This is a genomic window from Rhizobium sp. P38BS-XIX (assembly GCF_012641435.1).
GTDB lineage: Bacteria > Pseudomonadota > Alphaproteobacteria > Rhizobiales > Rhizobiaceae > Rhizobium.
Map to the genome: position 1 here is coordinate 116218 of NZ_JABAIJ010000008.1, position 13135 is coordinate 129352.

Annotated in this window: 11 protein-coding genes and 1 pseudogene; 7 read left to right on the top strand and 5 right to left on the bottom strand. The window is 54.8% G+C overall.

The annotated features are described in order from the left end of the window. The first annotated feature begins 28 nt into the window (after positions 1-28). Both ugpC and HGP17_RS24045 read left to right on the top strand, forming a co-directional pair. A complete protein-coding gene (gene ugpC / locus HGP17_RS24040) occupies positions 29-1096 on the top strand; it encodes a sn-glycerol-3-phosphate ABC transporter ATP-binding protein UgpC (protein ID WP_168812978.1) in 1068 nt (355 codons plus the stop codon). A gap of 353 nt (positions 1097-1449) precedes the next feature. Continuing rightward, positions 1450-2598 carry an MFS transporter gene (locus HGP17_RS24045; RefSeq protein WP_246704185.1) on the top strand — a complete coding sequence of 383 codons (1149 nt, stop codon included), beginning with the start codon at positions 1450-1452 and terminating at the stop codon, positions 2596-2598. A gap of 177 nt (positions 2599-2775) precedes the next feature. Here the strand turns inward: HGP17_RS24045 and HGP17_RS24050 are convergent, their stop codons facing one another. From HGP17_RS24050 to HGP17_RS24070, 5 genes are all read right to left on the bottom strand, one after another. Further along, positions 2776-3249 carry a hypothetical protein gene (locus HGP17_RS24050; protein ID WP_168812979.1) on the bottom strand — a complete coding sequence of 158 codons (474 nt, stop codon included), beginning with the start codon at positions 3247-3249 and terminating at the stop codon, positions 2776-2778. A 358-nt stretch (positions 3250-3607) separates the two neighbouring features. Further along, on the bottom strand, positions 3608-3925 hold the full coding sequence (locus tag HGP17_RS24055; protein ID WP_168812980.1) for a hypothetical protein: 318 nt from the start codon (positions 3923-3925) through the stop codon (positions 3608-3610). Positions 3926-4128: 203 nt separating this feature from the next. After that, positions 4129-5301 carry an MFS transporter gene (locus tag HGP17_RS24060; RefSeq protein ID WP_168812981.1) on the bottom strand — a complete coding sequence of 391 codons (1173 nt, stop codon included), beginning with the start codon at positions 5299-5301 and terminating at the stop codon, positions 4129-4131. Next, a complete protein-coding gene (locus HGP17_RS24065; protein WP_168812982.1) occupies positions 5291-6589 on the bottom strand; it encodes an MFS transporter in 1299 nt (432 codons plus the stop codon). The genes HGP17_RS24060 and HGP17_RS24065 overlap by 11 nt, the downstream gene beginning before the upstream one ends. A gap of 154 nt (positions 6590-6743) precedes the next feature. After that, a complete protein-coding gene (locus HGP17_RS24070; protein ID WP_168812983.1) occupies positions 6744-7652 on the bottom strand; it encodes a LysR family transcriptional regulator in 909 nt (302 codons plus the stop codon). 588 nt (positions 7653-8240) lie between these two features. Between HGP17_RS24070 and HGP17_RS24075 the strand changes: the two genes are divergently transcribed. From HGP17_RS24075 to HGP17_RS24090, 5 genes and pseudogenes are all read left to right on the top strand, one after another. Then, the gene (locus tag HGP17_RS24075; RefSeq protein ID WP_168812984.1) at positions 8241-8969 is read left to right on the top strand and encodes a class I SAM-dependent methyltransferase; all 729 of its coding nucleotides are present in this window, start codon (positions 8241-8243) and stop codon (positions 8967-8969) included. Positions 8970-9082: 113 nt separating this feature from the next. Then, positions 9083-10879 carry an HAD-IIIC family phosphatase gene (locus HGP17_RS24080; RefSeq protein ID WP_168812985.1) on the top strand — a complete coding sequence of 599 codons (1797 nt, stop codon included), beginning with the start codon at positions 9083-9085 and terminating at the stop codon, positions 10877-10879. Positions 10880-10985: 106 nt separating this feature from the next. After that, positions 10986-11375, top strand: a pseudogene (locus HGP17_RS33790) (IS3 family transposase); the annotation flags it as partial. A 106-nt stretch (positions 11376-11481) separates the two neighbouring features. Next, on the top strand, positions 11482-11787 hold the full coding sequence (locus HGP17_RS24085) for a DUF4258 domain-containing protein (RefSeq protein WP_168812986.1): 306 nt from the start codon (positions 11482-11484) through the stop codon (positions 11785-11787). Between the two features lie 10 nt (positions 11788-11797). Beyond that, a complete protein-coding gene (locus HGP17_RS24090; protein ID WP_168812987.1) occupies positions 11798-13132 on the top strand; it encodes a hypothetical protein in 1335 nt (444 codons plus the stop codon). Positions 13133-13135: the final 3 nt, after the last annotated feature.

Consider the following 13135-nt stretch of genomic DNA (forward strand, 5'->3'; position numbering starts at 1 on the left):
CGCCGGCCGACACGATCGGGAGAAATTCATGGCGAAACTGACCATTCGCAACGCCATTAAACGCTATGGCGCGCTCGAGGTGCTGCATGGCGTCTCCGTCGCCGCGCAGGACGGAGAGTTCGTTGTGCTCGTAGGGCCTTCGGGCTGTGGCAAGTCCACCTTGCTGCGCATGATCGCCGGGCTGGAAGGCATTAGCGATGGCGAAATCGAGATCGGCGACCGTATCGTCAACGACCTCGAACCCAACGAGCGCGATATCGCCATGGTGTTCCAGTCCTACGCGCTTTATCCGCATATGACGGTGCGCGACAATATGGCCTTTTCGCTGAAGCTCGCGCGCCGCAGCAAGCAGGAGATCGAGCAGAAGGTGAACAATGCCGCTGAAATCCTCGATCTCGCAGCGCTACTCGATCGGTATCCCCGACAATTGTCCGGCGGACAGCGTCAGCGCGTGGCGATGGGGCGCGCCATCGTCCGCAACCCCGCCGTGTTTCTTTTCGATGAGCCGTTGTCCAATCTCGATGCGAAGCTGCGTGTTCAAATGCGCAGCGAGATCAAGACGCTCCACCAGCGCCTTGGCACCACTATGGTCTATGTTACGCACGATCAGATGGAGGCCATGACGATGGCCGATCGCATCGTGGTCATGCGCGGTGGCCATATCGAACAGATCGGAACGCCGCTCGATATCTATGATGCGCCGGCCAATAGCTTCGTTGCCGGCTTTATCGGATCGCCATCAATGAATTTTATCGACGGTCTCGTCGTCGAGCGCAACGGGACCATCGCACTGCAAGCGTCGGAAAGCCTGCACTGGCCATTGCCGGAAAGCGCCCGCCGTCATCTTGGCCGCTCCGTCCAGCTTGGCATACGTCCTGAACATATCGCCATCGACGCCGTTGGCGTTCAGGCCAAGGTCGTCATCATCGAGCCAACGGGGTCGGACACGCATCTACAGGTGCAGGCGGGCGCCCAGTCGATCGTCGCAGCGGTCAGGGACCGTCCCAACGTGTCTCCCGGTCAGCCGATTCAGCTAAAGATCGAGCCGACCAAGGCGCATCTGTTCGACCCCTCGAATGGCCAGCGTCTGCATTGAAAAGCCAAGCCGATCCAGTTTCGGGCAAACGGCGTTGGGCGCTTCTCCGTTCATCCGCCGCCGTTCAATCCAGGCGGCATGAAAGCGGCTCGGTAGGGGGCTGACACGTGGCCTTTTTGATGATGTACTGCGCATTGCGGGACAGCGCGGTTATCCGGGCGGTATAGATCTTTTGAAGATAGGCTTCGTCCTGGGAACGGGCGCGCGTATACCGCGCCCAGTTGCATTGATCCGTGATTAGCACCTTTTGCCGGGATGATCGGCTGCTGCGAAAACCGCCTTTTCCACCTTCAGCGTTTGACACGGCTCGTCATAGTTGCGAAGAGCGATAGCGACGAACGGAGAGCAAGCTGATGATGGAAAGTGCGTCCGCCGCTTCCGGCCATACGGTCGCCAACGGGATTACGAGATGGACGCTGGCCGATCTATTCAGCACCTATCGTTATTGGGCGCTGTTCGGCTCCATATTCATTCTGGAAATGGGAATGCAGGGCCTAACTAGCGTGCTGCCATGGATCATGCGGGATCATGGCAACAGCTATCAGTCGATTGGTTTATTCAGCATCTCCAACAGTTCGGGATGGGCAATCGGCGCCTTTCTGGCCTTTGTGGCGGCCCCGCGACGTGGTCGGCCGGCGTTGGTTTTTCCAATCATTGTTTTGATGATCCTCACCATCGTCATCCTGGTTGTGCCCAATCTTTGGAGCCAGCCGATCTATCTCTGCCTTTATGGCATGGCGCAAGGATCGGTTCGCGGTGTGATTGTGCTTGCCGCGGCTATTTTTCTGTTTGCCGGCCGGCCGGACAAGATCGATTTCGGCTGCGCGCTCACCCTGTTGTCATCGACGATGCTGACCGGGATCTTCGGCGCGACCGGCCTGTCCTTGCTGACCGAAGCCGATCCCTCCGGTATTTATGTCATCCTGTGTTTTCTTGCCTTCCTAGTCGCGGCCCTTGCTTTGTTATTGCCGCTCCGCCAACCGTCTTTCGAGGATGAGCCACGCCAGCGCCACAACCCGCTGACGCCAAGGGAACGCTCGCCTGTCACGGTCGCGCTGATCCTACTTCTGGCGCCGCTTCTCGTCGTGGCGATCTCGATCGCTCTTTATCTGCTGCAAGAGCAGGCGGCCGACGCTGGTGCCGCGACCATCGATGCGTTGCTTTTTTCGATCGCGGCCTTCGTTATCGCGATCGCCGGCTTGATCTATCTCGCTTGGTGGATCTATCGCATTCACGGCGAACTTGCGGGTGCCGAAAAATCCCAGCGCCTGCTGACGCCGCTGGCGGCCCTTCTGATTGCTATCCTCGTGCCGCTCGGCCTGCCGATTCTTTTGATGACACTCGGCGATCTCCTGAATGACCGTGGGCGGAAGAGGCGCGGGACGAAGTTGGTGTCGATTGTCTGGCTCGCCATCTGGACATTGTTGATGCCGCCGATCGCCATCGCCTTGATCCAGAATGCCGCGAACAAGAGCTATCAAGCCGACCAGGCGGCAGCCTGAAGCCCCACCGCCACCGATAATATGTCACTTCTGTCGTGCCTATCGACCTATGAGCTTACTGTCGCCATGGCGGGATCGCGCCACGAGCAATCTTAGCATACGGCTTAAATGTCGGAATGGCGTGTACCGGACCGATTGCAAAACAAGTCGATGGACGCCGACGTTGCCCCATTAAAGTTATGCCGCGGAACTCTTTAGCAGCATCTTGTCCACGTCGATGTTTTTCGCCCAAGCCGTCGGGCTCAGCGTTCTAAGCAAGTCCGCCCGCACATCGATCTCTCTCCATCCGAAGTGCTGAAGCGACTTGGCCGATAATATTGCGTATGAGATCACTTCTTCGATTGCGTTCTTCGTGCGGCCGGCAAAACCGTAGGGGAGGGACGCAACAGCCCCAACGGTGGCAATCGCTCCATGATAATGCTCGACGAGATCACGCGCATATAAAGTGCCACGCCCGTGGTCAGCCTGATATTTGATCTCCACAAGCTTTTCCCACGGCTCTGGCTGACCTTTCAGCCGTGCAGGGACGAACAATTCTCTTTTTCCGCGAAGCTGAGAAAGCTGAAGCAGCGAGCGTTCAATAGCCTCATCCAGATCAGCCCCGCTACCTTCAGCATTGGAACCCTCAAATTCAACCTCTACCGTCTGCAACTTCCACCCCTTCGCGAATTGACGAGAAGCTTCTTTTATCGGGTAAGTTTGCTGGGTGCCAGCCGCTAAGGGTGACCGCTTCGGGCCAATTGCAGGCGAAGACTGTCCCTTTGATGCTCGACTGTCAGCGTAAAGCGTTGAGTTAGGGGAATTTGGATGCCGACGAGCGCCGTCAAGTCGAAGTTGAGCTTGCCGTTGCGATACAGATGCATATGCATATGCCGAAAGATACCGCGTTCGATGCGGTACTCCTCGGTCTGCCTCAGTGACGGCGGTCTTCAGAACCCGGTTTCAGCCAGATTCTTTATACCAACCCGTAGAGCCAGCTATCATTGACTGTGACGTGCCGGGACAACGCTCAATCAAACGGCGGTTCATAAGGCTGACAATTCTGCAAGCGGCAGCTTCGATCCTTGGCCGGTACCCAGTCATCCGTCGCTACCTCGCCGGAATTGCAGTGCCCGCTATCGCTCACATATCGATCGTAAAGCGTTCCCGACTGGCGAGAGCCCGGATGGGTGACGATCGCTGCGCCGCGGCTTGCGATGGCAGAGCGCAGCTCGCCGCATGTGTTGCGAGTGGCGTCGATCCGAGAAATCGCCAAAGCCGGCGAACTCGAAAGGGCGAGGGCGCAGATCAAAAAGATGGGATTCACGTTGCCGAAAAAGTTGCGCATCACTGTAAACTCCCGTTGTCGTCCAACTAAACTTCACCACGTTTGCAATGGTTCCGAAGACGTCGGTAAATGAGGCCAGGATGCTGAAACGAGCAATGTAGGGCGTGCTGGTCTAGAACTTAGGAGGCGAGAATGCTGCCCTGAACCTCAGAAATTGAGGATGAGTCCGATTAAATACCAAAAGACAATGGGCTGAAGCAGTGTCACGCCCCAGGCGTCTTGTTTCCGAAGTTCCTTGCTCCCTCCGGCAGGGATGTTGTTGAGGCAGTCGACAGTAGAATGATTGGCAGGCACACAAGGTAGGAGGTTCTTATACCAGCGTGCTCCGCCACAAATCCTAACAGAGGCGGAGCGAGGAAAAAGACCACGAAAGACATTTGCGCGACCGCTGCGACATTGGCATGTGGGTTTCGATCGCCGCGTTGGGCGGCGGCTGAAAGCGCCAATGGATAAACGGCGCTGCATCCCGTGCCCATGAGGGCAAATCCCGCCAGTGCAACGCCGGAGACTGGTGCCAGACAGACGCAGCAGAGACCAATGACCGCCAACGAAAGAAGCGCTCGACCAACGGCGCGCGCACCATAACGGTCGACAAATCCATCCGCGAATAGACGGGCAAACGCCATACAGAATGAGAAAAGTGTGAGACCAAGTCCGCCAACGAACGGCTCCACATCGAAAACGTCCCGCATGTAGATCGCCGACCAGTCGATGCCTGCGCCCTCGACGAGAAATGCGCCAACTCCAATCACGCACAGCGGAAGCAGCCCGATTGTTGGCAACGCAATGCTAGAAGAAGAGGCCGCTGTTTCCGGTGAGTAGGGCGCCGGCATGTTTCTCATGCCGGAGATGACCGTCGAGCCAACCAAAACCACGAACCCGCAGATAGCGGCCATGTGCAGTTCAATCGATATGCCAGCTTGCCGAACGAACGATGCGGCCAAAGCAGTCAGAAAAAAGCCCAGGCTCCAAAATCCGTGCGCTCGGCTCATGACACCCCGCCCGATCTCAGCCTCAATACGGTTGATCTCGACATTGAGGCTAATTTCCAGCGCTCCGGCTAGCAGCCCTTGGCAAAATAACAGAAGGAAAACGAACGCCGCCCGATCCATCCACGGAACCGTTGCCACAACCAGGGCTGTGCCCAGAACCGAAATGAACGCGGTGCTCCGCGAGCTGAGCTTTCTGACGACTGGTGAGGAAAGAGCGAGCGAAATGAGCGCCCCCACGGCAGCGCCGATCATCGTTAACCCAAGTTCGGACTTGTCGATGTCCAATCTTTCCTGAATATCAGGCAGCCTCGAAAGCAATCCTCCCATTGAAACCGCTATGAGGAAAAAGCATGTGAAGACACGATGGTGTGGTTCAAGACGCATGACCGGTCTCCTGGTCAAAAGCCCGTTGCGATGATGATTTGCCGACGCCAAGGAAAATGATGACGAAAGCCAACGTCATAAGAACGCCCGCCACTCCGATTGGGGCATAAGGACCGCCGGTGTTTAGGGTGACACCTCCGAAACCAGCCCCGAGCGTGTTTGCAAATTGAACTGAGGCCACGTGAAGGCCGCCGCCACTTTCGACATCGTCACCGGAGTTTCTGGTCACCCACGTTTGCCAACCAACCGGAATGAAGCCAAAACAAAATCCCCATAGCGCAATGGCAGTAAAGACCGCGGCCGGGCTCGAGGCGAACATCAGCAAAACTGCCGCGCAAATGGCGATGCCGATCGGTGGAAATGCCATCGTCGCCTTGAGGCTGGAGCGAACAGCCATCGACGATAGGGCCGTTCCAACAACCGTTGTTGCGCCAAATGTCAACAAGGCCAGCGAGACTTCGTCGAGATCAAACTGCGTGACGCGTTCCAAATACGGGCGCATATAAGTAAAAAAGGCGAGCTGACCCGCAAAAAGGCAAAACACCGCCGCTATGGCGATCGGCACGCCGGGCAGTCGCAAGATCCGAAAGACAGCCATCGCGTCTTTCTGCGCCCTTGTCGGTAAAGGCGGGACAGTTATTGCGATCCCGGCAAAGGCGATAACTCCAATCGCGCCTGCAATCGAAAAGACGCCTCGCCAGCCAACGATCTCCCCAAGAAAGCTGCCCAACGGGGCTGCGACGACCATTCCCACGGAAACCGCGCCCATCACAATCGAGAGCGCTTTCGGTATATCTTTGTGCGGCACCAATCTGATGGTGACTGATGCTGCCATCGACCAGAACCCGCCGAGAGCCCAGCCAAGAAGGCCGCGAGCCGCCATGAGAGAAACGGTGCCCGCCGCGGTCGCGGTCATAATGTTTGCAATTACGAGGATAGCGGCATAGCCAAGCAGGACTTTGCGACGGTCTATAGCACCGACGACGACACCGGCGAACAATCCGGCGATTATCGCAACGAAAGCGGTCAGCGACACAGTTTGTCCCGCGACGCCATCCGATATCCCCAAGCCCTTTGCCATCGGAGTCAATACGGCCGCAGGCAGCATTTCGGCGGCTATGATGGAAAAAACACAAAGTGCAATTGCCAGTACTGCACCCCAATTTGCGGCGCGAACATTGTCATCTACGATGCGAAGGTGTGCGTGTGAAATATCCAATATCCAATATCCAAATACCTTTGCCACGTCGAATTGCTGTAATTCCACAAGCAGATAGGCGGGCGGCATCGGAATTGGTATTCGCGCTCAGCTTGACGCGACATCAAGTAAAATTCATCAATTGGTGTTTGATCGGTCCCTATCCGAGAAAGTTTGGGTGCCTGTGACAAAAACGATTCATCACGGCCACAAAATTCATCAGATATAGGAGTCTGCATGTCCGCTAGAAGCCCGCAGGCTTCAGCTCTCTGATAAGTTCGCAGAGCAATCGCAGTCCCGTTGGAACTTGCTTTCGACTTGAGTAATACATGTAAAACGGCGGCCCCAGCGGCGACCATTCAGTGAGTACGACCGCAAGCTTCCCTTCATCGACAAAGGGTTTCGCAAGCAGTGCCGGAACATAAGCAAGCCCTCCACCGGACAGCAACGCCGGCATGAGTGTCTCAGTCGTATTCACAATAATGTTTCCAGCAACTTGAACCGCGAACTCGTGGCCGCTCTGTTCAAATTCCCATTGAACAATCTTGTTATATCCGCTGCGTCCTCTGAAGCATTTGTGCGATCCCAGATCTTCAGGGTGGTTTGGAGTGCCGTAACGGCTCAGATAATTTGGGGACCCCACCACGACCCAACGGATGTCGGCCGACAACCGCTGTGCGATCATGTCGGCGGGTACAGTCCCACCATATCTGATACCGCCATCGAAACCCTCTGCGATAACATCGACCATGTTATTATCAGCGGATATTTCCAGCTCAACTTCTGGATAACGTTCCATGAACGCGGGCAACACGGGACTGATGAGAAGCGTTGCCGCATCGCCAAGGACATTCAATCTGAGCCGCCCCGTTGGCGCCGCGCGGAACTTGTTCAAGTCTTCGAATGCGCCATCGATTGCATCGATATGAGGCGACACATTCGAATGGAAAATCTCACCAATTGCAGTAAGGGTTACGCTTCTGCTGGTTCGATTGAACAGTCGCACCCCGAGACGATCTTCCAGACCCTTGAGAGCGTGGCTTACAGCTGACGTGCTTACCGATAACTCAATGGCAGCGCGCCGGAAATTTCGATGCTTCGCGACCGAAAGAAAATAGACGATGTCGGCTAGGTCAGCTCGGCTGAAATTCATGTGCACTTCTCACCGCGTTGGTTCGTAGCTGGGGATTAATGATTCTTTTCGTGGGGCGAGCAACAAACGATGCTTTGCTCGCCAATCCCGCAGTCGCGTCACGCTGAGCTTTCACCCGACTTTGCATTTAGCGGTTACCCACCTTCGATATCGATGTAGCAGATTTATCAATCGATTTTCCGTGACCGAATGGATCACCCCCAAATGAAAATCTGGATTAAAGCGTCGTGAAACTCGACAATGAAGCTGCTTAACCAAGATTTCTTACTCCCAGAGTTTTCCGCTCCCTTCTGGAGGTAGGTTGCTTAACCGAAAGTTGTGGTCCCAAATCATACGATGCCAGATCACCCGCCAAGTATAATGTATTAGATTTTTCAAAAACTCATCTTTATCAAGCAGCTAATCTGCTCATCTCTACAATATCACCGGTGCGTCTGAAAATGTATAAACCGGTCGGCTTCCGGCTGGCATGCCGGTGGAACTGTCGAGATAGTCTCCCTGTTCATTACGTTGATCGACATGCGGACGCAACTACACATAATCTGCCGAACCCAGACGGTTCGCGCGAATGGCGAGAAAGCTCGAATAATGGATCAAGGCACCTCTATAGATAAGACCGCAGATGATATTGCCGAAGCGATATTTTACCACAAGGTAAAGGCAGCTCACGACAAACTGTTTGGGGCGCAGGGAGGACCTTACAATATAGACTCGGTCGCCTACTTCGCCGCTGCTATCGAGAGCTACCAATATGCTCGCGATCAAATGCGAAAGGCGGCGCGATTTGATAGCCGAGAAGGGCTGCTGGACTTCAGCCTGGACAAGATATCTCTGGATGGGCTCGTTCTCGAGTTCGGGGTTTTTTCCGGACACACGATCAACATCATCGCCGACAAACTCAATCGCCAGATGATCCATGGCTTTGATTCTTTCAAAGGCCTCCCGGAGGATTGGACCGCGGGTGCAAAGGCAGGCGCATTTGCACGGGATGGACTGCCAGCCGTTCGCGGCAATGTCGATCTCGTGGTCGGATGGTTTGACGACACTTTGAGAACCTTCCTGGCCAGCCATCCGGGCAATATTTCATTCCTGCACGTCGACTGCGATCTCTATTCCTCGACGAGAACGATCCTGACCGAAGCGCGTGATCGCATTGTGCCCGGTACCGTCATTCTGTTTGACGAATATTTCAACTACCCTGACTGGAAGCGGCATGAGCATCGGGCGTTCCAGGAATTCGTATATGAGAATAGTATAAAATACGAGTACATCGGATTGGTTCCGGCTTTTGAACAGGTGGCGGCGCGGATTCTCTGAACGGTGCGTCGACAGATGCATCCCGGCTGTCTCGCAGGAGAATGCCGCGGGAGAGACGTTGATCGGTTAAACGCGGTAAGTAGACCTAACAACTACGCGGTGAGGACAGGCGAATGCTCGAAAGCAACGCATCGGTGAGGAAATCCGCCCAGGAACATAGTTTTCGCACCCCGACAGAGCTGGCCGTTTCAGAGAGCGAAGTAAAGCGAATTCTAGTTATAGGCTCCTGCGCCTCGCAAGGTATTTACCATCACGCCCACAGAGTACTTCCGAAGGCTGAAGTAGAACACATTCTTTACAATTTTCCCGGCGTCGCGGACAGCAATTTGCCGAGACCGGCAAGCGATTACGACTTTCAATTCATCTATCTGCCGCTGCGTACCGTTGTGCCTGAGACCATGCTCGCAAACCTCTCCCATGAAAGCGAAGAGCCCTTTATCGCGAAGTTTGAAGAGGCAAGGAGTAGGCTGATACAGACGCTGAACGGTGCATTGCAATACACGGAAAACTCTGGCCTGCTCACATTCATATCGGAGTTTCTGTCTCCGCAGCAAAGCCTGATTGGGCGTCTTCTGCCTCGCCATGATTATCGCAATCCGACATTCTTTGTCGAACAGCTCAACAAGGTTCTTCATCAGATCGCCGGGGAGCGAGCCAACACTCACATCGTTCAAACGGATGCCATAGCTTCCACCTTTGGCAAGAAGTTCATTCAGGAGGATTTTGTTTGGCCATGGAGCCACGCATCCTATGCCAATGATTGGGATAGCATTCACGATACGAAGCGCATCGCTGTTCCGACCAAGCTTTCGGATCTCTATCCATTCAATACGCAGGATTTCATTCTCGCCATCTGGAGCGAGATTGATGCCATGTATCGCACCATCCGGCAGCAAGACAGCGTAAAGCTGGTGATCGTGGATCTCGACGACACCGTCTGGCGCGGCGTCGTCGCGGAAGACGGCATCCACCCCTATATTCTGGAAGGTTGGCCGCTCGGGATAATCGAGACCCTGAATTACCTTAAGCAAAGGGGCATTATTTTGGCGATTGTCAGCAAGAACGAAGAGGCAACGATAACAGAACTCTGGCCCAATATTCTTGGTGGACGAATTGCCCTAGATGATTTCGCCATCCGAAAAATCAACTGGCGGCCGAAGGTCGAGAATATTCAGGAAATTCTCACCTACACAAATCTCTTGCCGAAAAATGTTCTTTTCATCGATGACAACCCGGTGGAACGCCAATCCGTCCGGGCCGCCTTTCCGACACTGCGTACCTTGGGAGAGGAGCTATATTCGATCCGCCGTATCCTTCTATGGGCTCCCGAATTACAAGTGCCCTATATTAGCAAGGAGTCGGCGCGGCGCACTCAGATGATTCAGGATCAAGTCAAGCGCGAGAGCGCCAGATCCGAGATGAGCCGCGATGACTTCCTGGCATCGCTGGGCGTGAAGGTTGTCGTTCGTGAAATAACCGAGACCTCGAATGGCAGCTTTCCACGCGCGTTCGAACTCATCAACAAGTCCAACCAGTTCAATGCGACCGGCAAGAGATGGAGCACGGAGGAATGCAGCCGGGCATTTGCCAATGGCTGGAAATTCTCGACATTCGAAGTTCAGGACAACTACTCCTCATACGGACTGGTCGGCGTAGCGATACTGAACGGGCCTCATCTTGAGCAGTTCGTGATGAGTTGCCGGGTTGTCGGGCTTGGAGTTGAAAACGCGGTCCTGCGCTTTCTTTATGATCATGCAGGCCTGAAGAGCGGAACTATTATTGAAACAGAAGCCAACCTGATCGTTCGCGATCTCTTTCAGAAATGTGGCTTCTATCACGACGGGGCAAAATGGGTGACCGATGGCGATTTCCCCGAGGTACATACACATGTCTCGATCGGAGCTGCTTGAAAGCAGGGTTTACACCATGCGATCAAGGTTCAATTTCGACGGGTGTTGTCACATTGTTTTTCGTCAGATGATTTGCGGTAGGCGCTCACGGATGAATAACGCGACGTGCCGAGCCTTGGTTCAGCATCGTTCCACACAGCGCAAGATTGCGAAGACACCGGATGATGAGGCGGCGTTGACCGCCGACATCACGCGCTCGCCTTCTAGTATGGCCGCTATAGCTATCCCCTGGCTGGCAGCCAATTGCCTTCAATTGGCGTAAGGCGCCGACATCACGGCGATGTTGCATCAGGGTGGCTGGATCGTGAACGTCAAGCGGGCCGAGCGCATCTGGCGACGTGAGGGACTGAAAGTGCCTCACAAGCAACCGACGCGCGGGCGGCAGCGGTTGAACGACAGTTCGTGCGTCCGGCTTCGGCCGGAATATCCCAACCATGTCTGGTCCCACGACTTCGTCGGGGAGCGCACGCACAACGGCAGGAAAATCCGCATGCTCGCGACAAACGCCGCGCGTTTGCGCCGATGTGATCGACGAGTTCAAGCGCGGCAAATCCCGATGCCACGTCGCCATCCTGCAGAGCCGGCAACATCGAGGCGCCACCATGAAAAGTGCAGATTTATCCCACCATGCAGCCACGCGCGTTCAGCAGCGGGGCTTTTCAGATAGCCTCATAGAGCTGGTGCTCGACCATCACGATATCGACTTCTATGCGGGTGATGTGTGCCGGGTGCTTCGCGTAAGCAGACGGCATGCAGAACATGGATCAATCCCATACCTATCAAAATACGTGGCAGAAAAGTTGCATCACTTGGTCGTCGTCTGGAGCGATGACACGGCGCGGATCGTGACGATCCTCCACATGAAATTGGGGCGACAGGGTCGCCGCTATCGGCAGTGTCGAAATTGAGGCGGGCATCATGACCAACGTTATTAAGTTCCCCCCACAAGACGGAAATGTCGACCCTGTAAAAGCGAACGTTGATAGCGAACGTTTAGAACGGATATGCGCCGCTGCATCGCTTAAGGCCCCGTTTCTGGGCACCGATCAGAAACGGGTCGCTGAAAACCTGCACCGCCTGATCGAATATTACGAAAATCGAGTACAGGTTCGGAAAACGGACGTCACCGTAAAGGCGGGCCTAGGCGATCCAGAATTGAATTCCACCAAGCGTCTGGACACGTACACTCTGCCGCCAGGTGCAAACGAAACGCGGCGAGAGCGTCTAGCGAAAAAGCCTCACCGCTACATCGATATCTCTAACGCATTAGCAAGCCTGGTTGATGAAACGAAAGACGCCATGCTCTGCAAGGTTTTCGACGGAAGCAGTTTCGGCACGGAAAGAGCCTCCGAATATAACTGGCAGGCCCAACCGTGGGAAAAGCTGACAGCTCTCTTAGAGGACCTCGTCGAATACGTCATCCAAACAACCGATATGGAACAATACTGGACAGAAGTTTCTCGGCTACCAGGATGGTTCGATGTTCGGGCATCTTCGTTTAAAGCCGGGTCCATCCCAATTGACGGCGGCTTCAGGACACTGATCGGCAATCCCATCGTCTCGGACGAGATCCCGCCAATTCCATCGGTTCTTATAGTCAGATCATTGAAGGCACCTCCAGTCGATGGGAGTGTGTCGGTCGCAGATTCTGAATGGTACCCTGCAAGATTTCTGTTCTGGCGTGAGACGCGACTGGCAGTCGGCCGGATCAGGACAAATATCGGGCCACTTTTGGAAATGCGTACAGTCCTAGAAGCCTCAAGTGACGAACATGGGGCCATCTCGTTTGATAATCCGTTCACAGACGGCTCGGACAAAATCGAAAAAGGTCTTATCGGCGGTACATTGCAGCCCATCCGAGTAACTGTCGATGGTTATGTGGAGGCAGCAAGACGACAGGGCGTCGAACGTAGCTACTTCATGTGGGACGAACTCAGTGCCGCATCGCTTCGGGCCGCATTGATGCTCGGTCGTCACGATGTCGGCTTTGAATGGGAGTGCTACGCAAATCGAGACGAGTGCGCCCTGCATGAGCGTCCCGTGTCACCGTTCCTTTACCCTGATCCTGCCTTGTTTTTCTACTCCTCCATCATATCGGGTTCCCTTGAACGCGATCTTGCGGAGGCTTGCCGATCTTTGGTCTCGAACCTAGATGCGCACAAGCAGTCAGTGGGGGAGATGATCCGCCAAGGGGAAAGCGCGGCGAGGCTTTGTTGGTCCACGAATCTGAAATCCGAAAAATCCGCTGACTGAACG